This window comes from Diaphorobacter sp. LI3 (assembly GCF_022807955.1).
GTDB classification, from domain to species: Bacteria; Pseudomonadota; Gammaproteobacteria; order Burkholderiales; family Burkholderiaceae_C; genus Diaphorobacter; species Diaphorobacter nitroreducens.
The window spans coordinates 1,117,570-1,142,483 of sequence record NZ_CP094346.1 but is presented as its reverse complement, the minus strand read 5'-3'; the positions used below and the strand labels follow the sequence as shown (position 1 = coordinate 1,142,483).

Genomic DNA, 24,914 nt, shown 5'->3' with positions numbered 1-24,914 from the left:
CCGCCCTGTAGATCAAATCGCTGCAGCACGGTGCGTATCGAGGGGACGGTCCACCGGATCGCTGGCGCTGACCTCCAGCCGCAGCGGGTGGCGGAAGAAATCGATGATGAACAACGCAACGCCAATCGCGAAGATGGACGCGGTGATGACCAGCATGACAAAGTGCACCTGGATCTTGAGTTGCGCATCCAGGTAGCCCATGCCCATGATGCGCTCCAGGTACACCTGCCCAATGCCCGCGGTGGCGAACGACAGCGTCATGCCGAACATGCCCGCCAGCTGCATCCAGAACGACAGGTAGCCCATGGCGGTGCCTTCCTCGGGCCTGCGTGTGAGGGCCGGCTGCGCATAGCTGATCATGGCCATCACGATCATCGCGTAGGCTCCGTAGAACGCTGCGTGCCCATGCATGGCGGTGATGAGCGTGCCGTGCGTCCACTTGTTCACGCTGGGAAAAGTGTGCGCCAGGCCCAGCAGGCCGGCGCCGAACAGCGTGAACACGGCGCTGCCCACCGTCCAGTGCAGCGCCAGCTTGTTGGGGTGGGCCATGCCCGAGCGGCGCATGGCGAAGTAAGCATACATGGCCATACCCACCAGGGCTACGGGCTCCAGTGCGCTGAAGAAACCCCCGATGGGCAGCCAGTACTGCGGCACGCCCACCCAGTAATAGTGGTGCGCCGTACCCAGGATGCCGGCAATGAACACCAGCCCCACGATGACATAGAGCCACTTTTCCATCACCTCGCGGTCGGCGCCGGACAGGCGGATCAGCAAATAGGCGAGGAAGCCGCCCTGGATCATCTCCCACACGCCCTCCACCCACAGATGGATGGTCCACCAGCGGTAGAAGATGGCCACGGTGTAGTTGTGAAACTCCAGCAACGCCGGCAGGTACAGCACCGCCGCCAGGCCCAGGCCGCCCAGCAGCACACCCTCCGGTGTCGTGAAACGGCCGGACTTGCGGATCGTCATGCCGACGTTGTAGAGGAACATGAGCATCACGATCACGATCACGATCTTGGAGGGCAGCGGCTGCTCCAGCAGCTTGTTGCCCGTGCCCCAGCGGAACAGGTAGCCCACCACCGTAGCCACACCCATCACCGTCCACAGCACGAGCTGGATGTAGGCCAGCCGTGTGCTGTGCAGTTCGGTGCGCGACTCGTCGGGCACCATCCAGTACGTGGCCCCCATGAAGCCGCACAACACCCAGACGATCAGGATGTTGGTATGGATCATCTTGGTCACGTCGAACGGCAGGATGTACAGCAGCGGATCCGGCCCCAGGTACTTGGTGGCCGACAGCAGGCCGAACACCAGCTGCAGCCCGAACAGGGCCACGGCCACGGCGAAATACCAGTAGGCGACGGATTGGGACTTGTATCTCATGGCGGACTCCGGCGATGGCTGCGGGCGTGCTTACTTCATGGACATCAGGTAGGCCACGAGCTGGTCAATCTGCTCGGCCGTGAGGTCCTTGGCGTAGGTCGTGGGCATGAAAGAGGTCCCATCAGCCGAGTACATGGGCCCGGGCACCAGGTGCGCGCTGGGCGAAACGATCGACTCATGCAAGTAGGCCGCCACATCCTTGGCCTGGCCTTTGTAGTCGGACGAGCCCAGCAGTGCCTCGGTGCGGCCCTTCACACCTGCGAGGGACGGCCCGGCCATATTCACGCCAGGCGCGGTGGAGTGGCAGGCGGTGCAGGCGGGCGTGGCCGTGCGGAATACCCGCTCGCCCAGGGCAATCGGGTCTTCGTTGCCCGACAGCGGGCGCGCACCGGGGGGCGCAGCGATGCCGCCCCGTTCGATCTTTGCGTCGTCCGCCTGCTGCGCGGCGCTGCGGTCAGCCCCCGGCAGTGTGGAGCCCGTCACGAGGATGGGCCGCGGCGGCCATCCCTGGTTGTCCACGTTGCTGACCCAGTCGAAGAAAGCGATGAGTCCGGCAATGTCCTCGTCGCTCAGGTCTTGCTTGGGCATCAGGCGACGGTGGCGCTGCTCGTCGTAGAACTTGGAAGGATCCTTCAGGTAAGCCTTCAGATACGCCTCGCCGCGCAGCTTGGTGATCTTGGTCAGATCGGGCGCGTAGTAGGCGCCTTCGCCAAAGATGGTGTGGCAGTTGATGCAGTTGTTCTTGTGCCAGACATCCTTGCCGTGCACGACCGCCGGAGTAATGGACTCGGCATTGGTCAGCGCATCGAACTTGCGGTGGCTGTCAAAAGTGAGGAGGAGGAACACCGCCGCCGAGATGCCCGTGGCGACGATGGCGAAAAGACGCGTCTGGCACTTGTTCATGGGGTTCTCCCTTTCACACGCCGATGCCAGACCAGTACATGACGGCCATGGTGCCGGCGTAGACCATGGCCACGACCATCAGCAGCACCACGACGAGCGCAAACACCTTCACAGGCAGAGACCAGGCATGCATGGGGTGGCCTCCTCTAGCTTGTTGTTTGGGCCGGCGCGCCGTGGGAGCGCGCGCCACTGCCGTGCATGGTGACGGCCTGTCCAGCATGCGGCTGTCGGACAACTGCCCGTGCGCTGTAAGACAGGAACCCGCGGCGCGCATGCGCGACAATCGGCGGGTGCCCATGACCGACCTTATCCAGACCGTCCTCATCTACGCCCTGCCGGTGCTGTTTGCCATCACCGTGCACGAAGCCGCGCATGGCTATGCCGCCCGGCACTTTGGCGACAACACCGCGCTGATGATGGGCCGCATCACGCTCAACCCCCTCAAGCACATCGACCCGGTGGGCACCGTGCTCATGCCGCTGCTGCTGTATTTCGTCACCTCGGGGGCGTTCCTGTTTGGCTATGCCAAGCCCGTGCCGGTGAACTTCAGCCAATTGCGCCACCCCAAACGCGACATGATCTGGGTGGCGCTGGCGGGTCCGGCATCCAACTTCATCCAGGCCATCGGCTGGGCGCTGCTGTTGGTCGCGCTGGTCGCCACCGGCACTCAGGAGCGCTTCTTCCTGGAGATGGCGCGCGCCGGCATTGCCGTCAACCTCGTAATGTGGGCGTTCAACCTGTTTCCGCTGCCACCCCTGGACGGGGGGCGCATCCTCGTCGGCCTGCTGCCGTGGAAACAGGCGCATTTTCTCTCGCGCATCGAACCCTACGGCTTCTTCATCGTGCTCGCACTGGTGGTGGCGGGCGTCGTGGGCGCGCTGTGGCTGCGCCCCCTGATGGCGTTGGGCTACAGCGCCATCAACCTCATGCTGTCGCCACTGGTCGCGCTGCTGCGCTGACCGGCTCCTTCTCTGATTCCCCTCATGCCAAAGACCATCCGCTTCCTCACCGGCATCACCCCCTCGGGCACGCCGCACCTGGGCAACTTCGTGGGCTCCATCCGCCCCTCCGTGGCAGCCAGCCGTAACGCAGGCGTGGAGAGCTTCTACTTCCTGGCCGATTACCACGCCCTCATCAAGTGCCAGGAGCCCGAGCGCGTACACCGCTCCACGCTGGAGATCGCCGCCAGTTGGCTCGCCGCTGGCCTGGACCCGCAGCAGGTCACCTTCTACCGTCAGTCCGATATCCCTGAAATTCCTGAGCTGCACTGGTTGCTGACCTGCGTGACCGGCAAGGGGTTGCTCAACCGCGCCCACGCCTACAAGGCCGCACAGGACAAGAACCAGGAAGCCGGCCGCGACCTGGACGACGGCGTGAGCGCAGGGCTGTTCATGTACCCCGTGCTGATGGCGGCCGACATCCTGATGTTCAACGCCCACAAGGTGCCCGTGGGCCGCGACCAGATCCAGCACATCGAAATGGCCCGCGACATGGCGGCCAGCTTCAACCACCTCTACGGCGAACACTTCACGCTGCCCGAGGCGGCTGTCGAGGACAACGTGGCGTTGCTGCTGGGCCTGGACGGGCGCAAGATGAGCAAGAGCTACGACAACACCATTCCGCTGTTCTCGACGCGCGAGCAGTTGAGGAAGCTCATCGGCTCCATCGTCACCGACTCGCGCGCCCCTGGCGAGCCCAAGCAGGTGGAGGGCTCGGCCCTGTTCCAGATCTACCAAGCCTTCGCCACACCCGAAGAGACCGCCGCCATGCGGCGCGCCTATGCGGACGGCATCGCCTGGGGCGACGCCAAGCAGATGCTGTTCGAGCGGATCGACCGCGAAATCGCGCCCATGCGCGCGCGCTATGACGACCTGATGGCCCATCCCGAGAAGGTGGAGGCCGCCCTGCAAATCGGCGCCAAGCGCGCCCGCGCCATCGCCGCCCCCTTCCTGCAGCGCCTGCGCGCCGCCGTAGGCCTGCGCAGCCTGAGCGCCGTCGCACACCCCGCACCGGCCACGCAGAAGACCAGCAAGGCCACCCTGCCCGCGTTCAAGCAATACCGCGAGGCCGACGGCAAGTTTTACTTCAAGCTGGTGGCTGCCGACGGCCGCTTGCTGCTGCAAAGCACGGGTTTCGACGCCCCGCGCGACGCCGGCCAGTCCATCGCTCGGCTGCAAAAGGAAGCCGGCGCACTGCAGGCCCTGGCCCCCCTGTTGACGCCGGTGGACGGCGTGCCAGCATCAGAGGTGGAGGCAGCGCTGCTGGCTCTGGCAGCTGCGCAGGAATGAATCCCGGCGCCCGTCGCTATTATTTACATAGCTACTGGCGCTAGCTCAGCAAGGCCCAGGGGGCAGAATCGCTCGAAATTTGGTCACAAGAGCTGGCCCCAGAAGGGACGCACCAAGAAAAAAGCCTTGCAGGCGACTGGCTTGCAAGGCTTTTTAGTGAGGGTGACATTCATAAAAGTCCTTGAAACCCGCATGAATGCTCGAACTCGATTTTCAGGAATTCAAAGATGCCCCCTAATATGCCCCCAAACCGTCGGGGCTCATGGTCGCCAGCGTCCTGAGTGAATCAGTTCCCCCGCGACAGTCTCAACCTCACCCCACTGCGCCTGCAGGACGTGCAGCGCCACTCGCTGCGCGAAAGCATGCGCACCACTGGCATGAGATCCAAACGAAGGACGCAGCATTGCATCCGCTCGCTGGTAATCGGTGGCGTATGCGTAGTGAATCGGCCCACTCCAAGGGGCGCCGGACTCCAGAACCTCAGCCATAACACCTGCATGAAAAACAGCAGCGGCTGTGGCTGCCAGAACTCCCGTTTCGTCTTGGCCGGGGTCGGGTAGTTGTGCGAATGTCTCAAGCGCTGGCCAATGCGCCTCACCGCTTACTCGGTCGCCACGGATAGAAATGGTGGCCTCGGGAGGCAAGAGCCCAACCCACTGCATAAGGATGATGTGCCCGGCCTCATGCACCGCAACTTGCCGCACCGGATCGGAGAGCCTGGGGCGCACTTGCCACGGTTGCGCACGACGCAAGATGGCGGCGCCGGGGTAAGGATAGGAAGGCATGGTCAGGGAAAGGTGGCCGGGTCGCTGCGCTCCCACAGTAAGCGCGTCCGCATCCGGCCTTGTCTCGCAAATCCACCTATCTGCGTGACGCGGTGCCACGAAGGGCTTACTCCACACTAAATCAGGTCGCTGCCACCTCGCACGACACCGGTACGGCGCATGAACGTCGCGCCCAAATCTGCGGTAACGCGAACCCCCGTGCCATCTGTGTTGAACAACGCCTTGTGCTCCATCCGCAGTGGATTGGATGCGCCCGTCAAGCGCAGCAAGGTCAAAACTGGGTGAAATTTGGCGTCAGGAAACACAAACCAGCGAGTTGCAGGCAATCCCGCCAGCGCAGAAACGGAGATTGACAGCCCCCCATCCAATGCGGCCTTTCGGGCCGCATATTCAAGTTCTGGCGCCACCACAAGATGTGCAGCCCGCAAGTTCAAAGCGTTTCCTGCCGCACTGTTCTGGTTGCGGAGCATGCCCATAGCAACGCCCAGCGCAGGGCCGTCCAAAGCAGCCTTGACGGTGTTGGCGCCTGAGAACATGTCCTCTTCGTCATCCATCTTTGGATTGCCATTGAGGGTGGCGGCCACAATCGCCGCCTCCTTCTGCGCTGCATGCGCACCAACAGCGGCAAACACTGCCTTGAGGGCGTTCAGCTGGTCGTTGATAACCAATTCGCGCGACACAGTGACGATTCGCCCGAAGGTGCTCATTTGGGCGGTAGCGCCACCCGCTGCGACCAACGCCGCGCCGTGGGCAATCTCGGAAAACTCACCCAATGGCTGCAAGTCCAAGTCGCCGTCGATGGCCGGAAGCGGCTCCTGCTGCAGCCGCGATACGGTGGTGATGCCGCTGAACTGCAAGTGTTCTTGAGCTGCGGCATCGTATGCCGCGACAGTCACATTCTTGGCCCCATCGGCCAATAGACGGGCAAAGTCTGCGCTACGCAGTCCGCGGGCAACTACCGCCATTGCGGCTTCTGTGTTGCTGGGCGTGCGAAGCTTGGCGCCGATGGCAAAGGCAATTTGTCGGGCACTCAAACTTTCGGCCAGTGGGTGCGTAGTCCTGCAGGGCTCTGCCCCCATTTGCAATGCGAAGTAATCGGGCGCTGCGGCCATGACCTCAGCAGGATTGAGAGTAGCTACGTGCATGAGTGAACTCCTAAAGTGTGTGCTCATGCTCTCTGAACATCGCTGCCCGCGATGCTGAATTTGGTCAGCTAATTTGCAGCAGGGAATACAGCTTGCGGGGGCTGCGAAGGTGGCGTGTGCCGCTCACCTGGTAGGCCCGCCAAAGTGATGATTCGTGAGGCGTGAGGGGCAGCACCTGCCCTCGCCGAAGTGCAGGCAAAAGAGCCAGTTCGAAGCGACGCACAGCCCGCGCAAGCCTCTGCGCTGCCTGCCATGTTGTATCGCCGTCTGTCACCAACTCCTGCGCGGCCTGCAGCAATGCAGCGTTTCGCAGCCGAATGCGCTGGGGGAGACTGAGCCCAAGGCAATCGCACACCGCAGAATCGTTGGAACAGGCCAGCAGTCGCCGCGCCAGTTCGGGAGGTAGCTGCACAGGGGCGCCGTTGGCAGCCTGCAATAGCAACTCAACTGCAGCGGTCATGCGTCCACCTTTGACGCACATTGTGGCTGTACCGTGCTACGGCCTTCACTTAACCCCCCTAGGGGAACTGGCGAACAGTCCGACTGCGTATTCCACGCGATGGCGGACACGATTCCATGCTGATGGCGGACAGTGTTCCAGCGTGATGGCGGACAGTGTTCCACGCTGAAGGCGGACAGCATTCCAAACTGATGGCGGACACCTGCGGGGTGTTCTGAGTGACCCGAACGCGGCATACGCTGCCCGGTTTTTTGACCGGAACCAGCGATGCCCACACCCAGGGTCACCATGAGCAAACTACGACACACACTGCAACTGCTGCACCGCGGGGCCTTGAGCACCCGTCAAATCGGTGCCGCCCTCGGCATCTCCAAATCCACTGTCAGCGAGATAGCCAGCTACGCGCGCGTGGCCGGCGTGGACTGGGCACTGGCCCAGAGCCTGAACGACGACGAACTCCAGGCCCGGCTCTACAAGCCACCCGTGGCGCGCGAGTCCCGGCACCTTGAACCCGACCACGCCCACATCCACCGCGAACTGCGCCGACCTGGCGTGACGCTGCAGTTGCTTTGGGAGGAATACCAGCAACAGCACAGCGGGCAGGCGTACAAGTACAGCGCCTTCTGCGAGAAGTACAAGGCCTGGGCCCGGCGCCTGCAGCGCTCCATGCGCCAGACCCACACGGGCGGTGACAAGCTCTTTGTGGACTACGCCGGCCAGACCGTTCCCGTGGTGGATGCCGACACTGGCGAGATACGCCAGGCCCAGGTCTTCGTGGCCGTGCTGGGCGCATCGAACTACACCTACGCCTGCGCCACCGCCAGCCAGAAGACCACCGACTGGGTGGCCAGCATCATTAGCGCGCTGGAGTTCATCGGCGGCGTGCCCCGCCTGCTGGTGCCTGACCAGCCGCGCGCCCTCATGGCCCGACCCGACCGTTACGAGCCCACCGCGCACCGCCTGCTCGAAGAGCTCTGTGCGCACTACAGCCTGGCCGTGATGCCCGCGCGCCCGGCCAAGCCACGCGACAAACCCAAGGTGGAGGTCGCTGTGCAGGTGGTCGAGCGCTGGATTCTGGCCAGGCTGCGCCACCAGACCTTCTTCAGCCTGGCCGAGCTCAACCGGGCGATTGCCGCCTTGCTGGTGGACTTGAACCAGCGCGCGTTCAAGAAGCTGCCGGGCAACCGCACTAGCGCCTTCGCCGAACTCGACCGGCCAGCCCTGCGCCCCCTGCCGCCGGTGCGCATGCCCATCGCGCGCTTCAAACCCGCCCGCGTCAACATCGATTACCACGTTGAGCTCGATGGCCACTACTACTCGGTGCCCCACGCCCTGGTGGGTGAGCCGGTGGAGTTGCGCATCACGGCCGGCACGCTCGAAGTCCTGCACGGCAGCAAACGCGTGGCCGCCCACGCCCTCAATCCCCGACGGGGTGCACACACCACCACGCCCGAGCACATGCCGGCCTCGCACCGGGCGCACCTGCAGTGGACGCCGGCCAAGCTCATCGCCTGGGGTGAGCGCGTGGGCGCGGCCACCGCCGCCGTGGTGCGCTGGCAGATGGAGCACCGCCAGCATCCCGAGCAGGGTTACCGCTCCTGTCTGGGCCTCATGCGCCTGGGCCGTGAGTACGGGGCTGACCGGCTGGAGGCCGCCTGTGCGCGGGCGCAGTCGATTCGCTCACCGTCCTACAAGAGCATCGCCTCCATCCTGGGCTGCGGCCTGGACCAGCGGCCGCTGGATGCGCCGATGGCCGCACAGGCGAGCCTGCCGCTGCACGAGAACGTGCGCGGGCCGGGCTACTACCACTGAACTCCAACGTGCAAGCAAACCTAACAAGGAAGAACCATGCTCAACGAACAGACCTTGAACCAACTGCGCGCCCTGCGCCTGGACGGCATGGTGGCCGCCCTCAGCGACGCGGCCACCCACATCACGGCCAGCGAGCTGCCCTTTGAACAACGCCTGGCGCTGCTGGTGCAGCGCGAGGTGGACTGGCGTGACAGCAAGCGCCTGGAGCGCCTGTTGAAGGCGGCCCGCCTGAAGGTCTCCAGTGCCTGCCTGGAGGACATCGACTGGCGCGCCAGCCGGGGCCTGAGCCGAGAGGTCATCACCAGCCTGGCCGGCGGGGACTGGCTGCGCCATGGCCACAACGTGCTGCTCACCGGCGCCACCGGGTGCGGCAAGACGTGGCTCGCCTGCGCACTGGGGCAGCAGGCCGCGCGCCTGGGCTTCTCGGTGCTCTACACCCGCGCGCCACGGCTGCTGCAGGAGCTGCACGTGGCCCACGGCGATGGCAGCCTGGGCAAACGGCTGGCGCAACTGGCGCGGCTGGACCTGCTCATCCTGGACGACTTCGGCATCGCGCCGATTGCCGCGCACGAGCGAAACGACCTGCTGGAATTGCTGGACGACCGGGTGGGCACGCGCTCGACGCTCATCACCAGCCAGTTGCCGGTGACGGCCTGGCACGCCTGGCTGGACGAGCCCACGCTGGCCGACGCCATCCTGGACCGCATCGTGCACGGCTCGCACAAGATAGCCCTCAAGGGCGAGTCGATGCGCAAGCTCACCAAGGCCGTCTGAGCCGGCCGCGCCGACCGCCATTCCACGCTGATGGCGGACACTTCGGCTACGATTTGAGCGTCACTCAGGACACCCGCGCAACGTGTCCGCCATCGCCTGGAACGCTGTCCGCGATGGGAATGGAATCACTGTCCGCCATCAGTGGAATGCGCATCCGACGACGCGGCCCGAATTACCCGCATGGCTTTTCGGGCAAAAGAACCTAGTACCCCGGTAGCTGTCAACCAATGTGTCAACCGTTTTGAATCGCCATCCTCTAGCGCAGCAGCGGGGCTCGAATTACCCTCACTGGAAGGTGCTGAAAAGTACCTCCCAGTCGTCAGGCCGTCACCCCTCACCCCCAACAAAAATGACAAGAAAGACAAAAATCCCTGCATGGATTCACTCCGCTGCAGAGTCAGGCCGCGAACCACCACCCACGACAAAAAAGACAAAATGACAAAAATCACTGGTTCCCCACCGGCGCCCGTCTGCCCGACAAGCACTGACTGGGCGCCCCTGCCTGTCTGAGTGATTTTTGTCTTTCTTGTCATTTTTTTTCTATGCGTGAGGTCTGGCCTAACCCCTTGATATAGAAAGAAAAATGTCAAAAAAAGCCTTATTGCAAGAATGTCAGGTTGACAAGAAACAGGCCGGGTTGACGCGGTAGCGCTGGCTTGGCTTCTTGCCCTTCTCTCGCACCACAAAGCCCTGCAACACATGGTTGACCTCCAGACGGTCCAGCGCCTTCTTGAGTCGCTCCACGTCGCGGAACCGGCCCGACATGGCCTGATGGCACTCACTGCGCAGGAACACGGCCTCGCCCCGCCCGCGTGCCCAGCGCAACACGGCATCGGCATCAACGTCCACCTGGTCAGCGCCCAGCAGCGCAAACGCCGCCTGCGCGTGGGGGATCAGCAATCGCCCCAGGGTGATGGCGTCATCCATGCACGCATGGCTCACCTCCCTGGCGTGCAGCCCGGAGGCGGCCAGCTCCAGCAGCGCGGCCACGCGCGCCACCGCGCCGGGCAGCTTGCTGGTCCAGTCGCTGATGGCCTCGTACTGCCCGCCCTCGCCCTGCTCATCCTCGATGGCCTGGGCAAAGTCCAACCAGACTTCGCGCGCCGCGTCCGACAGCACCAGCACCACGGGCTCGCCCACGGCCACAGGCTCATCACCCAGCAGGCGCAGCACCTGGTACTCGTATTCGTCACGCAACGGCTGCGGGATGGGTGCATGCTTGCGCACGTCCCGCTTGCCCACCGTGCTGACGGGCAGCGCGAACAGGAAGCGCGCCAGCAGGCCCGTATCCCGGAACCTGCGTGAGCCCGCCACATCGGCCAGCACGCCCGGCTGCAGCAGCAGGCCGAACGACAGTGCCGGTTGATCCACATGGGCGCAGCGGCCCGCGCGATCCACGCGCATGGACGATCCCGCGTGCCCCTGCAGGAACACATCCAGGTTGGCCGCGCCCCCGTTGTAGAGCCCGGCCATGATCTGGAAGATGCCTGCCTCGTCGCTCAGCACCGCCATGCGCTCGCCATGCTCCACCAGCAGCGCCTGCAGCCGCTCGGGCGTGGTGTCGCCCGTGAACAGGCGCGGCGCCCGCAACTCGTCGGGCATGTCGGTTTCCTCGCGCTCAATCTCAGCGGTCAGTGACTCGCGCTCCTGCGCATCCTTGGCCTTGGCCGCGTCCTGCTGCAGCCGCTCGATGCGCTTCTTGGCCACCATACGCGCCGCGTTCACGCGGGCAATGTCGCTGCGCATGCGGTCGCGCAGCAGCTTTTCCCAGTAGATCAGCGGCGCCTGCATGGCCGTCAGCACCGCGCTTTTGCGCGTACCGCTGGGCGATGCGCTCAGGGTCCACAGGCTCAACGGCTCGGTGTAGCTGTCGCCAAAGGGCGCCACCACATACCGGCGCTGCAGCACCGTAGCCAGCACCCCCAGGCCCACCAGCACGGCCAGCGCGGGCGGCGTCTGCGTGCACGCGCTCACGGCCTGGGCCATGTCGCCCAGCCAGCCAGGCAGCACCGTGGCGGGAATTTCGGGCACCGGGCGCATGCCCGGCAGGATGGGCACAGGCCACTCAATGGCTGGTGCGTCTTGCTGTGCCTGCGGTTCATGCTGCGCATGCTCAATCACCGCCGCCACCTGCTCCTGCACCGCGTCCAGGCCCTCGACCGCCGCCAGGTCGTTGAAGTCCGTCAAAGGCGGGAAGATCTCAGACATGGGCGCCTCCAGCGAACTGAGGCACCACCACCAAACCACCAACAGCCCGCGCGGCCTCGTGGGCACGTGTCACGCCAGGATTGCCCGGCGTGCGCGCGTCGTCGTCGGCGCAAACCACGATGCGCAGCGCTGGGAACTTGGCGCGCAATGCCCTGGCCACCGCAGGCAGGTTGCCGCAGTTGAAAGCCACCGCCACCGCCTGGCCCGTGGCCTGGTGCAGCGTGGCGCCCGTGGCATAGCCCTCGCACAGCAGCAGCACGCCCGCCGGGCGCCCCATGGCGTAGTAGCAACCTGCGATGCGCCCGCCCGATAGAAAGCGCTTGGCGCCATCCGGCCCAATGAACTGCAGCGTGTGCAGCGTGCCGCCCGCGTCCCGCGCCGGGATCAGCAGCATGTCGCGCAGCCGCCGTATGCCAATGGCCGCGATGCGCTTGCGCTCCAGGTACGGGTGCGCATTGGTCGCTGGCCTGGCCCGCTGCCAAAGGCGCTCAGCCTTCTCGCGCGCCTGCTCGTGCACGGCTGCCAGCTCGATCACGCGCGCCGCCTGCGCGGCCTGCATGGCCTGGCGCAGCTGCTCGCGCTCCTGGCGCGTGGGAGGCTTGTCGCGCACCTCCCGCCAGTTGTGTGACTCGCCGGTTTTCCAGCTTCCGAAGGCCCCGGCCAGGATCGGATGGTCGTGCAACACATACCAACCGTTGGCACTGCCCGCCTTGTCCCCACGCACGCGAAAGCGCCGCAGCTTGCCATCGGGCACCAGGTCAATGGCTTTGAACGGCTCCAGGCCGACAGACCGCATGGTGTCCCGCATGGACAGGGACCGCGCGCCGTTGACAGGCACCACCATGCCGCGAATAATTGCCCTGTCCGTTTTTTGCTCAGCCGCCTCGGGTGCGTCCAACACCCCGGCGGCTTTCTCTTTGTAGGTCATCGCTCCCCCATTGGTTTTTCGGCGAACGCAGTACCCGGCACAAAGCCATCAGCCAACTGCAAAGGGTTGCCGGGCTCCGACTGGGCCAACACCTCACCCGAAGCCGGATCACAAACCACCAGCACGCCAGGCCACGCCAGGCGCACCAGATAGGATCGCGAGCCCATGCGCATGGGCTTTTGAAACAGGGGCTTTGTGGTGGCGTGCAGCCCTGCGAACGTCGCTGCACGCTGCAGCGTTCTTTGCGCGACGGCCTGGGCATCAGCCCGCGCTTGCTCCATTGGTGTCATCTCGACTCCTCCGAAAACTGTTGTTCGATCCATTGATCAACCGCGCGGCTATCCCACCGTGTGCACCTTGGCGACAAGCGGCGCGGCGCCGGGAAATCACCCCGACGCACCGCTGCCCAAATCCACGATGTGCCGCGATTGATTCGTGCACCAACCTGCCGCACGTCCTCCATGCGCAGCGCGGCCACGTTCGTTGCTTGGTTCATGTCATACCTCCAGAAACAAGCGTCTCAATGCACGGTAGTGCACACATCAAGACGCAAGCGGATGATCCGGTTCAGGCGGACCTTTGACAGGGGTAGATATTCAGTCGCGGTTGACGCCTGGCCCAAAAGCCTGGCGAATGGCTTCTGCCCACACCTCGGCAGCCCTTTGGCGATGCTGTAGGGTCAGCTTGCGATCCAGGGCGATCAGGCGCCGCAGCTCATTGCGCGGCTCCCCGTCAACACCCATGGCATCCGCGACTATCCGCAGGCCCCGCACAAGCGCGCTGTTTTCCGCAGAACTGAGGCGCGCACCGAAATGCAGAAACAGCGGGGTCATGGATTCCACGAACGCCTCCAGATTCGGACTTGTTCGCTTTCCACGCGCCTGCTTCTCACCATCTTCATGAAGCAACTTCAAAACGGCTTTGCGCAGGTCTTTGTGGTCTTCGGCATCGCCAAAATTGCCCTGGCGGGCGCGAGCCTCAACCACCTGCACCGCTTCCCAGTCGCCCAATATCTTTTCCAGATGCTCCCTGTCGATCCTGTCGAGCTTCGGGATTCGCAACGCATCAGCCAGCATGTGCCAATAGAGCATGTGCCCTCGGCAATGCTCCAGGATCTCGGCGCTTACGGGTTGAAGCTCGGTCAGGTAGGCCACCTATAGCAAACCTTCCTCCGCCATGCTCAGGCTCTGCGCGCCAGCGACGATCACATGGTCCAGCACGCGCACATCGACCAAGGCCAGAGCCTCCTTGAGCGCGCGCGTCAGGACCTCGTCCGCCCGGCTCGGTTGGGTCACTCCGCTGGGGTGGTTGTGCGCCAGGATCACCGCTGCCGCACGATGATTCAACGCAGCCTCCACGATCTCGCGCGGGTGCACGGATGTCTGCGTCAGCGTGCCCGTGAAGTGGCATTCATACGCAATGGCCCGGATCTGACTGTCGAGGTACAGCACGGCGAAGCGCTCGCACCGCTCGCCCCCCAACTGCAAGCCAAGGTAGGCGCGCACTGCGGCCGGGCAGTCGCATGCCGCCCCCGGCGCTCGCAGCCGGGCGCCGACAATGGACAACGCGCGATCCAGTGCATTGCATTCGCGCACCGTCAGGGCGCTGCGCAGGCTGTGCAACCCATCGGGAATGCCGTAGGCGGGTAGAGGCTTGGGCACGCCCGCGCGCCGCGCCTTCGCGGGCGCCGTCGTCTTGGTGGTGGTCGTGCTCATCGGTCACCCCCAGCGCCCACCAGTGCGCCCAGGCGGTCGTACACGTCATCCAATACCATGGCCGCCGTGTCGGGGTATTCGCTACACTGGCAGCGCGCTTTGATGGTGTTCAGCCCCAGTGCCACATGGGGCATGCCGCTGGCGATGACGTCAATCTCGCCCAGCACCCTGCGGGCTTCAGTGGCGAAGGTGGCCAGGCCCACGATGTGCCGGATGCACATCAGCTCGCGCTCTGCCGCGTAGGGCAGGGGCTCGCGCTCTGCCATGTCGGGATCGTCTTCGGCATCCGCAATGGCCCCATCGTCTGCGCCAGGGGCAGCGGCGGCTGGCAGTGCAGCCAACTGGTCGAAGACATCCAGCGCCCCAGGCTGCAGCACGGGCGGGGCCGACCAGCACGACGCGGGAACGTGGGGCGCCAGCAGTTCCAGGGCATGTTCCAGCGCCAGGCCTGCGCCGTCCGGGTCGGGGCGCAGGGCCTGCGCGTTCATGGCGGCGTACACGGCCTGATAGGCACGATGTGCCTTGGCGCCGTCGCTCAAGGCGTTGAAGGCGGCGGCGCTCATGCTGCACTCCCTTGCCCGCAAGCCTCCATGCGCCGCAGCGCGGCCAGGGCCTGCACGGCCTTGCGCGTGGCGCCGGGCACGTTGGCCGCAGGCTGGCGCAGGTAGTGCAGGGCCATCGCCAGCGCGTTGTGCGCATCGGCATGCAGTTGAATGGGGTCGGGATTGCCCGTGGCGGGCGTTGTGGGCGCAGCGCTTGGGCTGGCGAGGTGGATGACCCTGGTCATGGCTTCTTGCTCCTTGTCGAGACTTGAAACCACCCACCACGTTCTCAAGCGCAGCGGGTGGACGGGATGTTGAAAACACGGGACAAGCCGTGCGCCGGGTGTTGCCATGCCGACCATCCCGCCCGAAACCAAACGAATGCCCGCAGCGCGCGGGTATCCACAGAATCCAGACGTGACAAAACCTCACTGACGGGGAGGTTGCACCGCTTGTCCAAAGGTGTTTTCAAGCACCGGCCCTTTCGGGTTGCGCGGATTATGGCATGCGCGCGCGCCGCAGTGTCAAGCGCTTTTCAGCTCACGCTGCGCGAGGTGCCAGCGGGATCACGTCCGCACCCTTGCGCAGCTTGTCGAGGTGGTCGGCCCATGCACACATCATGGCGCGGCGGTCTTTCAGGTACAGCGCATGGTTGTAGGCGGCGCTCACCTCGTTGCGCTCCTGGTGGGCCAACTGCAGTTCGATGGCATGGTGCGCGTAGCCCTGTTCGTGCAGGATGGTGGAGGCCACCCCACGGAAGCCGTGGCCTGTCATGCGGCCCTTGTAGCCCATGCGTTCCAGGGCCTTCAGGATGGTGTTGTTGCTCATGGGCTTGGCGTGGTCGCGCTCGCCAGGGAACAGCAGCTCGCGCCCGTTCGCCAAGGTCTGCAGCGCCTGCAGCACGTCGATGGCCTGCGGTGCCAGCGGCACGATGTGCGGGGTCTTCATCTTCATGCGCTCGGCCGGGATGCGCCACTCCTGCGCCTGCAGGTCGAATTCGTCCCAGCGCGCGGCGATCAGCTCGGACGTGCGCACGAACGTGAGGGCCATCAGCTTCATGGCCATGCGCGTGTACGGCCCGCCCTGGTACGCCTCAATCTTGCGCAGCAGCTCGGGCAGCTCCTTTTCGTCCAGTCGGGCGTAGTTCTCTTTGCGGCGGCTCTTGAGGGTGTCGCCCGGCCTCACGTCGGCAGCGGGATTGCGCTCGATCAGGTCGTGCGCCACGGCATACCGCATGACCTGTCCGGACATCTGCAGCACCCGGTGCGCCAGGTCGATGGCGCCCCGATCCTGAACCTTCTTGGCCATGTGGGTCAGGTGCCTGGCGGTGATGGTGCTGATGGGCAAAGCGCCCAGCGCAGGGAATACATCGGTCTCCAGCCGCTTGATGGCGTAGTCGGCATGGCGCGGGCTTTTGCCGTCCTTCCAGTGCGCCCACCACAACCGGGCCACGGCCTCGAAGGTGTTGGCCTGGTTCACGGCGCTGGCCATCTTGGCATCGCGGCGGAGCTGGCCGGGGTCATTACCCGCAGCCAGCACCTTGCGGGATTCGTCGCGCGCTTCGCGGGCCTGCGCCAAGGAAACGTCGGGGTACACACCCAAGGCCAAGCGCTTTTCCTTGCCGCCGAAGCGGTACTTCCAGCGCCAGTATTTGCCACCGGCGGCGGTGATCTCCAGGTAGAGAGCTTTCTCATCGGCCAGGCGGACGCTGGGGCGTCCTTCGGGGCAGGCGGCCTTCCTGCACGCGGTGTCGGTCAGGGGCATTTTGGGGGCACATTTCTGGGGGCATCGGAAAAGCCCGATTTGTGCCCCCAATTCTGCCCCCAAAAATCCGTGGATTCATGCGCACGGTAGCGGACGGTACAGGACGAAAAAAAGCCCGCTCTCCTTGGAGAAAGCGGGCTTTTCTGGACGGTAGCGCTCGGTAGTGGAGCTAAACCTGGCGGAGAGGGTGGGATTCGAACCCACGGTAGTGTTGCCACTACGCCTGATTTCGAGTCAGGTACATTCGACCACTCTGCCACCTCTCCTGTGTGTCGAAGCCCGCGATTCTAGCAGGAAATTTCAGACCGACAGCGTGGCTTGGCCGCCCATGTAGGGGCGCAGCACCTCAGGAATGGTCACGCTGCCGTCCTCGTTCTGGTAGTTCTCCAGCACCGCCACCAGCGTGCGGCCCACGGCCAGGCCAGACCCGTTGAGGGTGTGCACCAGCTCGTTCTTGCCCTGCGCGTTCTTGAAGCGCGCCTGCAGGCGGCGGGCCTGGAAGGCTTCGCAGTTGCTCACCGAACTGATCTCACGGTAGGTGTTCTGGGCGGGCAGCCACACTTCCAGGTCGTAGGTCTTGGCGGCGCCAAAGCCCATGTCGCCCGTACACAGGCTCATCACGCGGTAGGGCAGGCCCAGCTTCTGCAGTACAGCCTCAGCATGGCGGGTCATTTCCTCCAGCGCCTCGTAGCTCTTGTCGGGATGCACGATCTGCACCATCTCGACCTTGTCGAACTGGTGCTGGCGGATCATGCCGCGCGTGTCACGGCCGTAGCTGCCGGCTTCCGACCGAAAGCAGGGCGTATGGGCCGTGAGCTTGAGCGGCAGCTGGGCCTCGGCCAAGACTTCGTCACGCACGAAGTTGGTAAGGGGCACCTCGCTCGTGGGGATGAGGTACAGCTGCGCGTTGTCGGGTACGGGCTCAGCGTCCTGACCGCCCTTCTGGGCCGCGAAGAGGTCGCCCTCGAACTTGGGCAATTGGCCCGTGCCCTTGAGCGAGTCCGCATTGACGACGTAGGGCACATAGCACTCGGTGTAGCCGTGCTCCTGGGTCTGCACGTCCAGCATGAACTGCGCCAGGGCCCGATGCAGGCGCGCGATGCCCCCCTTCATCACCGTGAAGCGCGATCCCGAGAGCTTCACGCCCATGTCGAAGTCCAGGCCCAGCGGCTCGCCCAGGTCCACGTGGTCCTTGGGGGTGAAGCCCAGGCTGCGCGGCTGTGGGCCATCGGGGCTCCAGCGGCGCACCTCCACGTTGGCGCTCTCGTCCGAGCCCACGGGCACGCTCTCGTGCGGCAGATTCGGGACGGCGGCCAGCATCGTCTGCAGTTCGCCCTGGATCTGATCCAGCCGGGTGGCAGAACCGTCCAGTTCCGCCTTGATCGCGGCCACCTGGGCTTTCGCAGCCTCGGCGGCGTCCTTCTCACCCTTGCCCATGAGCATGCCGATCTGCTTGGACAGCTGGTTGCGCTGCGACTGCAACTCCTCGGTGCGCATCTGGATGGTCTTGCGCTCGGACTCCAGGGCCTGGAACGCCTCCACATTCAGGAAGGCCTGGGGCTTCTTGCGGGTTTCCAGCCGTGCGACGGCCGATGCGAGGTCTTTGCGAAGGAGGAGGATGTCTAGCATAGGCGGCGATTTTAGTGGCGCAGCCCGGCATGCTAAGAGCGTACTGGGGCGAAAGCCGCGGCGTTTCGCGCCGATAACATGGCAATGCACCACGAATGCGGGTGCATTGGCCAGGGGTCAGGAGGCAAAGCCATGTTTTTCGTGTTCGGCCCTTCGGGGCAAATCTACCGGGGTGGACCGGACAAGCTGGCGCAGGTGGCGCCGGTGCGGCGCGTGCACCGCCCCCAGGCCCTGCGCACGCGCGCCCTGGACAGCGACGCGGCACCTGTTGCGACCGCAGCCCCTCCCGCCACGGCGCAGACGGCGACGCCCAAGCCCCTGCGCCTGCTGGAGGCCGTATCGGCCTATGTACAGACCGAGCAGGGCCCCGCCCAGCCGCGTCAGCCGCTGTCGCGCGTGGGCGACGTGATGACCAGGGGCGCGCTCACGGTGGCCCCCGATCAGCGCGTGAACGATGCGTGGCAGACGCTGGCCGAGCACGAAATTGCACAGGCCCCCGTGGTGAATGATCAGGGCCAAGTGGTGGGCCTGCTGCTGCGCGCCGACATGGCGCCCCTGGACCTGCTGCCCGAGCCCGGCGCGGTCAAGCAGGCCATTGAGCTCGCACGCCGGCCGGTCTCCGAAGTGATGGTGAGTCCCGTACCCACGGTGGCGGAGGACACGGAACTGCGCCGCGTGGCGGGCGTGCTGCTGGACACCGGCCTGCCCGGCCTGCCGGTGACGGATGAGCGCGGATTGCTCGCGGGTTTCATCTCGCGCACCGACATCCTGCGCGCGGTGGCGGCGGACCCGCCGCTGGACCTGTGGAGTTGAGCCTCAGTCGCCGCTCGCGGGATCGGCGCTGACTTCCTCGTCGGGCAGGCGGGAGGCCAGCACCTTGTCGATGGTCTTGCCATCCATGTCCACCACCTCGAAGCGCCAGCGTTCCCACTGCACCGTGTCGGTGACCTTGGGCAGCTTGCCGGTCAGCAACATGACCATGCCGCTCAGGGTCTGGTAGCGGCCGCGGTCCTCTTCGGGAACGGTGGACAGTTGCAGGCGGTCCTTGAGTTCGGGCACGGGAATGTGGCCATCCAGCAGCCAGCTGCCGTCCTCGCGCTCCACGGCCCAAGAGGTTTCAGGGTCGCGCGGCTGGAACTCGCCCGTGATGGCCTCGATGATGTCCTGCACGGTCACGATGCCCTGCACCTCGCCGTACTCGTCGATGACGAAGGCCATCTGCACGTCGGACTGCCGGAAGTTGTCCAGCAGTTCCATGGCATTGATGGTCTCGGGCACGTACAGCGCCGTCTGCAGCGGCTGGGTCGTCAGGTCGCGCGCCTGGGCGTCGCGCACCGTGCGCGACAGCCACTGGCGCGCGTTGAGCACGCCCAGGATGTTCTCCATGCCGCCGCGCACCACCGGAAAGCGCGCATGGTCGGACTCCTCGATGCGCCGCAGGTTCTCCTCGAAAGGCTCCTCCACATCGAGGAACACCACGTCCGCGCGCGGCACCATCAGCGAGCCGATCTGCCGGTCGTCCAGGCGGAACACGTTGCGCACCATCTGGTGCTCGTGCGACTCGATCACGCCGGCACTCGTGCCCTCGGCCAGCACGGCGTGGATTTCGTCCTCCGTCACGGCACTGGCGGAATATTCCTTCACCCCCAGGGCGCGCAGCAGCCCCTCGGTGGAGATCGACAGCAGGCGCACGAAGGGCTTGGTGGCGAGCGCCAGCCAGTTGATGGGGCGCGCCACGACGCGCGCCAGCGTCTCGGGGTAGCTCTGGCCCAGCCGCTTGGGCACCAGCTCGCCCACAACGATCGAGAAGTAGGTGATCAGCACCACCACCAGGCCCGTGGCCAGGTAGCCGGCCAGTTGCGGCTCCACCCCCAGGCCCAGCAGCCACTCGCCCAGCGGCTTGGCCAGGGCCGACTCGCCCACGATGCCGTTGAGCACGCCGATCGAAGTGATGCCGATCTGGATGGTGGAGAGAAAGCGCGTGGGGTTCTCACCCAGCTTGGCCGCGGCGATCGCCCCGCTATCGCCCTCATCGATCAGCTTCTGCAGGCGCGTCTTGCGCGCGGAGACCAGAGCCAGCTCGGACATGGCGAACACGCCATTGAGCAGGATGAGGGCGAACAGTATTGCTATTTCCATATGCAGGGGGCCCAGCGTGCCCCCACGGTGTGAAGAAGCGGAAATTGTAAAGAGGCCCACATTCTGCGGGGGATTGGCCATCCGGTGCCACATGCCCCACCCACGCGCAGGCATTGCCACATAGATGCAAAATATGCCTCTAACGCTTATCCATCAAGCGCAAACAGCTATAAATATTGAAGCAACAATGTCGCACACAGGGTTCGCGCAGCCCCGCGACGCCCGGGCTTTAGCGGGCGAAGAAGTGCGTTCAGTGTCCGCCCGGGCCGGTTTCGGGCGGGCGCTCGGTGATCTCCAGGCCCGTGGCGGCGTCCAGCTTCAGGCCCTTGGGCAGCGGGAATTTCACGGTTTCCTCGATGCCGTCCAGCTTGCGCACGGCCACCGCGCCCAGTTCCTTGATGCGCGTGATCACGGCCTGCACCAGCACCTCGGGTGCCGACGCACCGGCCGTGAGGCCCACGCGGGAGATGCCGTCAAACCACTCGTGGCGCAGCTCGTCCACGCTGTCGATCATGTAGGCCGGCGTACCCAGGCGCGCTGCCAGCTCGCGCAGGCGGTTGCTGTTGGAGCTGGTGGGGCTGCCCACCACGACCACCAGGTCCACCTGCGGGCTGAGCAGCTTCACCGCGTCCTGGCGGTTCTGCGTGGCGTAGCAGATGTCCTGCTGCTTGGGCTCGCGGATCGACGGAAAGCGCTCGCGCACGGCGGCGGTGATCTCGGCCGCGTCGTCCACGCTGAGCGTGGTCTGCGTGACCACGGCCAGCTTCTCGGTCTGCGCGGGCTGCACACGGGCCACGTCGGCCACGTCTTCCACCAGGTGGATGCCATGGTCCAACTGGCCCATGGTGCCCTCGACCTCGGGGTGCCCCTTGTGGCCGATCATGATGAACTCGTAGCCTTCCTTGGCCAGCTTGGCCACCTCGACATGCACCTTGGTCACCAGCGGACACGTGGCGTCGAAGATGGTGAAACCCCGCGCGCGCGCCTCGTCCTGAACAGCGCGGCTCACGCCGTGGGCCGAGAAGATCAGCGTGGCGCCGGGCGGCACCTCGTCCAGGTCCTCGATGAAGATCGCGCCCTTGGCCTTCAGGTCGTTCACCACGTAGGTGTTGTGCACGATCTCGTGGCGCACGTAGATGGGCGCGCCGAACTTGGCAATGGCGCGCTCGACGATCTCGATGGCCCGGTCCACCCCCGCGCAAAAGCCGCGCGGCTCGGCCAGAACGATTTCCTGGGGTTTTTGCATGGCGGCGTCCCGTTCAGAGCACGCCGATGAGCAGCACTTCGAAGGTGACGGGCACGCCCGCCAGCGGGTGGTTGAAGTCAAAGCGCACGGCGCCGTCTTCGCGCACCTCCAGCACCACGCCGGCGTACTGGCCCGTGCCGTCGGGCGTGGGGAACTGCACCACGTCGCCCACGGTGTATTCCTCGTGGGGGTCGCCCAGCTCGTTCAGCAGCTTCTTGGCCACCCACTGCTGCATGTCGGGGTTGCGCTCGCCGAAAGCCTCGCCCGCGGCCAGCTCGAACGTGGCGCGCGCGCCCTCGGGCAGGTCGATCAGGCGCTGCTCCAGCGCGGGCGAAAGCTCGCCCGTGCCGACCGACAGCGTGGCGGGCTTGTCCTCGAAGGTATTGATCACGTCACCCGCCGGGCCGGCCAGGCGGTAGTGCAGCGTGAGGAACGAGCCCTGTTGCACAGTGGGCACGGTGGACGAGGATGCGAAGACGTCTGCGGTCATGAAAGCTCTCGATAAACTGCCGGCATTGTAGAAAACCGGGCAAGCCCCCACGGCCGTATGCCGGGGCGGCGCCCACCGCGCCATGCCCCTCAAAGACCTGCCGCTGGATGCCCAGCCCCGCGAAAAGCTGCTCGCACGCGGCCCCGCAGCACTGTCCGACGCCGAACTGCTGGCCATCCTGCTGCGCACGGGCCTGGCGGGCAAGGGCGTGCTGCAGCTGGCCCAGGAGCTGCTGGATGATCCCGTGCGCGATCCCGCCACGGGCCGCAGCGCCGGCGGCGGCTTTGGCGGCATTGCCGGGCTGCTGCACGCCAGCAGCCAGGACCTGCAGCGCATCAAGGGCCTGGGCCCCGCCAAGCGCGCCGAGCTGATGGCCGTGCTGGAACTCGCCCGCCGCGCCATGGCCCAGCAGCTGCGCGAGCGCGAGGTGTTCGACTCGCCGCAGGCCGTCCAGCACTACCTGCAGCTGCACCTGGCGGGGCGCACGCACGAGGTGTTCGCCGTGCTGTTCCTGGACAGCGGCAACCGCCTGATCGCCATGGAAGAGCTGTTCCGGGGCACGCTCACGCAAACCTCGGTCTACCCCCGTGAAGTGGTGCTGCGCGCCCTGCACCACCATGCCGCCGCCGTGGTGCTGGCGCACAACCACCCCAGCGGCAGCGTGCAGCCGAGCCGCGCCGACGAGGCGCTGACCCAGACCTTGAAGGCCGCGCTGGCGCTGGTGGACGTGCGCGTGCTCGACCATGTGATCGTGGCGCCAGGCGCGGCCCTGTCCATGGCCGAGCAAGGGCTGGTGTGAGCGCACCGGGGCGCGCGCGGCGCGTACTGGCCCAGGCGCTGCTGCTGGCCATGGCGGGCTGCGTCCCGCTGGCCACGCGCCTGTCGCCCCCGCAGCCGCCGGCCCAGGCCCCGCTGCTGCGGCTCATCGGCACTGCCACCGTGCCGCCGCTCACCCGCTATGGCGGCACCACGGTGGGCGGCCTCTCCGGCATCGACTACAACCCCGCGCAAGACACCTACCTGATCATCAGCGACGACCGCTCCAGCCATGACCCGGCGCGCATCTACACCGCCCGGCTGCGCTACGACGCCACCGCCCTCGCCCCGCCCGAATTCACCGGCGTGCATACGCTGCTGCATGCCGGCGGCCGGCCCTACGCGCCGTGGCTGAGGGCGCACCCCGGCATGGACGTGCCCGACGCAGAGGCCGTGCGCTGGCTGCCCGGCGGTGCGCAGTTCGTGTGGACCAGCGAGGGCGACTTCAGCCGCGGCTTCGGCCCGCAACTGCGCGTAAGCCGCGCCGACGGCGCGGCCGTGCGCGATGTCGCCCTGCCCGCCCGCTTCACGCCCCAGGCCGGCAGCGGACCGCGCAGCAACGGCACGCTGGAGGGCCTCGCCCTGGCGCCCGATGGCCGCACCGCGTGGCTGTCCATGGAACTGCCCTGGCGCCAGGACGGCCCCCCGGCCACGCCCGCATCGGGCGGTGCGCCGGTGCGCATCACGGCCATCGACCTGGTCAGCGGCCAAGCGCTGCGCCAGATCGCCTACCCGCCCGACGACGTGCCGCAGGCCCGCCGCCTGCCCTGGGGACCGCAGATGAACGGCGTGAGCGAGATCCTGGCCGATGGTGCGCACCACCTGCTGGTGCTGGAGCGCGCCTACAGCGCCGGCGCCGGCTTTGCCGCGCGGCTGTACCGCATCGACACGCGCGCGGGCAGCGACACACTGGCGCTGGATGCGCTCACCCCCGCCAACCACCACAGCCCCCCCAAGACCCTGGTGGCCGACTTCGCCGCCCTGGGCCTGGATGTGGACAACCTGGAGGGCATGACCTGGGGCCCGTCCCTGCCCGGCGGTGGCGCAGGCGGCAGCACGGCGGGCAGCTGCGTGCTGGTCTTCGTGAGCGACGACAACTTCAACCCCGCGCAGGTCACGCAGTTCATTGCCGCCGAATACCTGGACCCCCAGGGCGAACATGGACGATGCGGTACAACCGCCCCCAGCCCATGAACGCTGCCCTCACCGCCCGTTCCTTCGCCGACCTCAAGCCCCTGCGCCGTGCGTTGCAGGAGGCCGCGCAGCAGCGGGCCGAGCGCGAGCGCCTGCGCCGCGAGGCCGAGCGGCGCGCCCGCGCCGAGCACCACCTGTTCGCCGACGCAGTGGGCCCCGTGCAGCCGCTCAAGCGGTGACACGAGCGGCGCTGGTCCACGCCCGAGCCGCCCGAGCCGCTGCCCGTGCAGCGCGCGCTGGACGAAGAGCGCGTGCTGCGCGAGTCGCTGAGCGACGAGTTCGACGTGACCACGCTGCTGGACGTGGACGACCAGCTCAGTTTTCGCCGCCCGGGCATCGGGCTGGACGTGACGCGCAAGCTGCGCGGGGGGCACTGGAGCATCCAGCGCCAGTTGGACCTGCACGGCCTGCGCACCGATGAGGCGCGCGAGGCGCTGGGCGATTTCATCCGCCTGGCGCACCGCACGGGCCTGCGCTGCGTGCGCGTGGTGCATGGCAAGGGGTTGGGGTCGCCGGGCCGCACACCGGTGCTCAAGGGCCGGGTGCAACGCTGGCTGGTGCAAAAGAAAGAGGTGCTGGCCTTCGTGCAGGCGCGGCCGCTGGACGGCGGCGCGGGCGCGCTGGTGGTGCTGCTGCAGCCCGGGCGGCGCAGGCCGGGCGGCTGACGACCAGCACTTCAAGCCAAAACAG

The 24,914-nt window shown here is 66.1% G+C and carries 23 protein-coding genes, 1 tRNA gene and 2 pseudogenes; 8 read left to right on the top strand and 18 right to left on the bottom strand.

Features of this window, described 5'->3' with window-relative positions; genetic code table 11:
• Nucleotides 1-12 precede the first annotated feature (12 nt).
• Nucleotides 13-1,386 carry a cbb3-type cytochrome c oxidase subunit I gene (locus tag MRB47_RS05340; RefSeq protein ID WP_088888459.1) on the bottom strand — a complete coding sequence of 458 codons (1,374 nt, stop codon included), beginning with the start codon at nucleotides 1,384-1,386 and terminating at the stop codon, nucleotides 13-15.
• Between the two features lie 30 nt (nucleotides 1,387-1,416).
• Nucleotides 1,417-2,289 (bottom strand): c-type cytochrome, encoded by an 873-nt coding sequence (locus tag MRB47_RS05335; protein ID WP_252102111.1) that lies wholly within the window; start codon nucleotides 2,287-2,289, stop codon nucleotides 1,417-1,419.
• 272 nt (nucleotides 2,290-2,561) lie between these two features.
• Between MRB47_RS05335 and MRB47_RS05330 the strand changes: the two genes are divergently transcribed.
• Complete coding sequence (locus MRB47_RS05330; protein ID WP_411275730.1) at nucleotides 2,562-3,248, top strand: site-2 protease family protein; 687 nt, start codon at nucleotides 2,562-2,564, stop codon at nucleotides 3,246-3,248.
• 24 nt (nucleotides 3,249-3,272) lie between these two features.
• Nucleotides 3,273-4,577 carry a tryptophan--tRNA ligase gene (locus tag MRB47_RS05325; RefSeq protein WP_047349826.1) on the top strand — a complete coding sequence of 435 codons (1,305 nt, stop codon included), beginning with the start codon at nucleotides 3,273-3,275 and terminating at the stop codon, nucleotides 4,575-4,577.
• A 901-nt stretch (nucleotides 4,578-5,478) separates the two neighbouring features.
• On the opposite strand, the gene MRB47_RS05320 is transcribed toward MRB47_RS05325, so the two are convergent.
• Nucleotides 5,479-6,507, bottom strand: coding sequence for a hypothetical protein (locus MRB47_RS05320; RefSeq protein ID WP_252102110.1), 1,029 nt, complete (start codon nucleotides 6,505-6,507; stop codon nucleotides 5,479-5,481).
• Nucleotides 6,508-6,571: 64 nt separating this feature from the next.
• Nucleotides 6,572-6,967 carry a hypothetical protein gene (locus MRB47_RS05315; protein ID WP_252102109.1) on the bottom strand — a complete coding sequence of 132 codons (396 nt, stop codon included), beginning with the start codon at nucleotides 6,965-6,967 and terminating at the stop codon, nucleotides 6,572-6,574.
• 267 nt (nucleotides 6,968-7,234) lie between these two features.
• On the opposite strand from MRB47_RS05315, the gene istA reads away from it, so the two are divergent.
• Both istA and istB read left to right on the top strand, forming a co-directional pair.
• Nucleotides 7,235-8,779 (top strand): IS21 family transposase, encoded by a 1,545-nt coding sequence (istA, locus tag MRB47_RS05310; protein ID WP_252100662.1) that lies wholly within the window; start codon nucleotides 7,235-7,237, stop codon nucleotides 8,777-8,779.
• Between the two features lie 36 nt (nucleotides 8,780-8,815).
• A complete protein-coding gene (gene istB / locus MRB47_RS05305; RefSeq protein ID WP_011805003.1) occupies nucleotides 8,816-9,553 on the top strand; it encodes an IS21-like element helper ATPase IstB in 738 nt (245 codons plus the stop codon).
• Between the two features lie 612 nt (nucleotides 9,554-10,165).
• On the opposite strand, the gene MRB47_RS05300 is transcribed toward istB, so the two are convergent.
• The 11 genes and pseudogenes from MRB47_RS05300 to serS form a co-directional block, all read right to left on the bottom strand.
• Nucleotides 10,166-11,761 (bottom strand): YfjI family protein, encoded by a 1,596-nt coding sequence (locus tag MRB47_RS05300; RefSeq protein WP_252102108.1) that lies wholly within the window; start codon nucleotides 11,759-11,761, stop codon nucleotides 10,166-10,168.
• Nucleotides 11,754-12,689 (bottom strand): toprim domain-containing protein, encoded by a 936-nt coding sequence (locus tag MRB47_RS05295; RefSeq protein ID WP_252102107.1) that lies wholly within the window; start codon nucleotides 12,687-12,689, stop codon nucleotides 11,754-11,756. Before MRB47_RS05295 ends, MRB47_RS05300 begins: the two co-directional genes overlap by 8 nt.
• On the bottom strand, nucleotides 12,686-12,979 hold the full coding sequence (locus MRB47_RS05290; RefSeq protein WP_252102106.1) for a hypothetical protein: 294 nt from the start codon (nucleotides 12,977-12,979) through the stop codon (nucleotides 12,686-12,688). Before MRB47_RS05290 ends, MRB47_RS05295 begins: the two co-directional genes overlap by 4 nt.
• Nucleotides 12,976-13,152: a helix-turn-helix transcriptional regulator gene (locus tag MRB47_RS19935; protein ID WP_411275748.1), complete on the bottom strand. Its 177-nt coding sequence runs from the start codon at nucleotides 13,150-13,152 to the stop codon at nucleotides 12,976-12,978. The genes MRB47_RS05290 and MRB47_RS19935 overlap by 4 nt, the downstream gene beginning before the upstream one ends.
• 133 nt (nucleotides 13,153-13,285) lie before the next feature.
• Entirely contained in the window at nucleotides 13,286-13,843 is a 558-nt protein-coding gene (locus MRB47_RS05285; protein ID WP_252102105.1) for a hypothetical protein, read from the bottom strand.
• Nucleotides 13,844-14,209, bottom strand: a pseudogene (locus MRB47_RS05280) (JAB domain-containing protein); the annotation flags it as partial.
• Nucleotides 14,210-14,400: 191 nt separating this feature from the next.
• Complete coding sequence (locus tag MRB47_RS05275; protein ID WP_252102103.1) at nucleotides 14,401-14,967, bottom strand: hypothetical protein; 567 nt, start codon at nucleotides 14,965-14,967, stop codon at nucleotides 14,401-14,403.
• Complete coding sequence (locus MRB47_RS05270) at nucleotides 14,964-15,191, bottom strand: hypothetical protein (protein WP_252102102.1); 228 nt, start codon at nucleotides 15,189-15,191, stop codon at nucleotides 14,964-14,966. The genes MRB47_RS05275 and MRB47_RS05270 overlap by 4 nt, the downstream gene beginning before the upstream one ends.
• A 295-nt stretch (nucleotides 15,192-15,486) precedes the next feature.
• Nucleotides 15,487-16,710, bottom strand: coding sequence for a tyrosine-type recombinase/integrase (locus tag MRB47_RS05265; protein ID WP_252102101.1), 1,224 nt, complete (start codon nucleotides 16,708-16,710; stop codon nucleotides 15,487-15,489).
• Between the two features lie 176 nt (nucleotides 16,711-16,886).
• Nucleotides 16,887-16,976, bottom strand: a tRNA-Ser gene (locus MRB47_RS05260).
• 34 nt (nucleotides 16,977-17,010) lie between these two features.
• On the bottom strand, nucleotides 17,011-18,339 hold the full coding sequence (gene serS / locus MRB47_RS05255) for a serine--tRNA ligase (RefSeq protein WP_103737083.1): 1,329 nt from the start codon (nucleotides 18,337-18,339) through the stop codon (nucleotides 17,011-17,013).
• A 132-nt stretch (nucleotides 18,340-18,471) separates the two neighbouring features.
• Here serS and MRB47_RS05250 point away from each other — a divergent pair, with 132 nt between their 5' ends.
• A complete protein-coding gene (locus MRB47_RS05250; protein WP_252102100.1) occupies nucleotides 18,472-19,152 on the top strand; it encodes an HPP family protein in 681 nt (226 codons plus the stop codon).
• Between the two features lie 3 nt (nucleotides 19,153-19,155).
• On the opposite strand, the gene MRB47_RS05245 is transcribed toward MRB47_RS05250, so the two are convergent.
• The 3 genes from MRB47_RS05245 to MRB47_RS05235 all read right to left on the bottom strand — a co-directional run bounded on the left by MRB47_RS05245 (nucleotide 19,156) and on the right by MRB47_RS05235 (nucleotide 22,214).
• The gene (locus MRB47_RS05245; RefSeq protein WP_252102099.1) at nucleotides 19,156-20,478 is read right to left on the bottom strand and encodes a hemolysin family protein; all 1,323 of its coding nucleotides are present in this window, start codon (nucleotides 20,476-20,478) and stop codon (nucleotides 19,156-19,158) included.
• 250 nt (nucleotides 20,479-20,728) lie between these two features.
• Nucleotides 20,729-21,724: a 4-hydroxy-3-methylbut-2-enyl diphosphate reductase gene (gene ispH, locus MRB47_RS05240; protein WP_252102098.1), complete on the bottom strand. Its 996-nt coding sequence runs from the start codon at nucleotides 21,722-21,724 to the stop codon at nucleotides 20,729-20,731.
• A 13-nt stretch (nucleotides 21,725-21,737) separates the two neighbouring features.
• On the bottom strand, nucleotides 21,738-22,214 hold the full coding sequence (locus tag MRB47_RS05235; RefSeq protein ID WP_252102097.1) for a peptidylprolyl isomerase: 477 nt from the start codon (nucleotides 22,212-22,214) through the stop codon (nucleotides 21,738-21,740).
• Between the two features lie 82 nt (nucleotides 22,215-22,296).
• On the opposite strand from MRB47_RS05235, the gene radC reads away from it, so the two are divergent.
• The 3 genes and pseudogenes from radC (at nucleotide 22,297) to MRB47_RS05220 (ending at nucleotide 24,889) form a co-directional block, all read left to right on the top strand.
• Entirely contained in the window at nucleotides 22,297-23,013 is a 717-nt protein-coding gene (radC, locus tag MRB47_RS05230; protein ID WP_015914096.1) for a RadC family protein, read from the top strand.
• The gene (locus MRB47_RS05225) at nucleotides 23,010-24,224 is read left to right on the top strand and encodes an esterase-like activity of phytase family protein (RefSeq protein ID WP_252102096.1); all 1,215 of its coding nucleotides are present in this window, start codon (nucleotides 23,010-23,012) and stop codon (nucleotides 24,222-24,224) included. Before radC ends, MRB47_RS05225 begins: the two co-directional genes overlap by 4 nt.
• A pseudogene (locus tag MRB47_RS05220) lies at nucleotides 24,197-24,889 on the top strand (Smr/MutS family protein). Before MRB47_RS05225 ends, MRB47_RS05220 begins: the two are co-directional and overlap by 28 nt.
• Nucleotides 24,890-24,914: the final 25 nt, after the last annotated feature.

Excerpts from the sequence above, each read along its gene's own strand:
- MRB47_RS05340 (WP_088888459.1), bottom strand. The coding sequence starts at position 1,386 with ATGAGATACAAGTCCCAATCCGTCGCCTACTGGTATTTCGCCGTGGCC.
- MRB47_RS05335 (WP_252102111.1), bottom strand. The coding sequence starts at position 2,289 with ATGAACAAGTGCCAGACGCGTCTTTTCGCCATCGTCGCCACGGGCATC.
- MRB47_RS05330 (WP_411275730.1), top strand. The coding sequence starts at position 2,562 with ATGCGCGACAATCGGCGGGTGCCCATGACCGACCTTATCCAGACCGTC.
- MRB47_RS05325 (WP_047349826.1), top strand. The coding sequence starts at position 3,273 with ATGCCAAAGACCATCCGCTTCCTCACCGGCATCACCCCCTCGGGCACG.
- MRB47_RS05320 (WP_252102110.1), bottom strand. The coding sequence starts at position 6,507 with ATGCACGTAGCTACTCTCAATCCTGCTGAGGTCATGGCCGCAGCGCCC.
- MRB47_RS05315 (WP_252102109.1), bottom strand. The coding sequence starts at position 6,967 with ATGACCGCTGCAGTTGAGTTGCTATTGCAGGCTGCCAACGGCGCCCCT.
- istA (WP_252100662.1), top strand. The coding sequence starts at position 7,235 with ATGCCCACACCCAGGGTCACCATGAGCAAACTACGACACACACTGCAA.
- istB (WP_011805003.1), top strand. The coding sequence starts at position 8,816 with ATGCTCAACGAACAGACCTTGAACCAACTGCGCGCCCTGCGCCTGGAC.
- MRB47_RS05300 (WP_252102108.1), bottom strand. The coding sequence starts at position 11,761 with ATGTCTGAGATCTTCCCGCCTTTGACGGACTTCAACGACCTGGCGGCG.
- MRB47_RS05295 (WP_252102107.1), bottom strand. The coding sequence starts at position 12,689 with ATGACCTACAAAGAGAAAGCCGCCGGGGTGTTGGACGCACCCGAGGCG.
- MRB47_RS05290 (WP_252102106.1), bottom strand. The coding sequence starts at position 12,979 with ATGACACCAATGGAGCAAGCGCGGGCTGATGCCCAGGCCGTCGCGCAA.
- MRB47_RS19935 (WP_411275748.1), bottom strand. The coding sequence starts at position 13,152 with ATGGAGGACGTGCGGCAGGTTGGTGCACGAATCAATCGCGGCACATCG.
- MRB47_RS05275 (WP_252102103.1), bottom strand. The coding sequence starts at position 14,967 with ATGAGCGCCGCCGCCTTCAACGCCTTGAGCGACGGCGCCAAGGCACAT.
- MRB47_RS05270 (WP_252102102.1), bottom strand. The coding sequence starts at position 15,191 with ATGACCAGGGTCATCCACCTCGCCAGCCCAAGCGCTGCGCCCACAACG.
- MRB47_RS05265 (WP_252102101.1), bottom strand. The coding sequence starts at position 16,710 with ATGCCCCTGACCGACACCGCGTGCAGGAAGGCCGCCTGCCCCGAAGGA.
- serS (WP_103737083.1), bottom strand. The coding sequence starts at position 18,339 with ATGCTAGACATCCTCCTCCTTCGCAAAGACCTCGCATCGGCCGTCGCA.
- MRB47_RS05250 (WP_252102100.1), top strand. The coding sequence starts at position 18,472 with ATGTTTTTCGTGTTCGGCCCTTCGGGGCAAATCTACCGGGGTGGACCG.
- MRB47_RS05245 (WP_252102099.1), bottom strand. The coding sequence starts at position 20,478 with ATGGAAATAGCAATACTGTTCGCCCTCATCCTGCTCAATGGCGTGTTC.
- ispH (WP_252102098.1), bottom strand. The coding sequence starts at position 21,724 with ATGCAAAAACCCCAGGAAATCGTTCTGGCCGAGCCGCGCGGCTTTTGC.
- MRB47_RS05235 (WP_252102097.1), bottom strand. The coding sequence starts at position 22,214 with ATGACCGCAGACGTCTTCGCATCCTCGTCCACCGTGCCCACTGTGCAA.
- radC (WP_015914096.1), top strand. The coding sequence starts at position 22,297 with ATGCCCCTCAAAGACCTGCCGCTGGATGCCCAGCCCCGCGAAAAGCTG.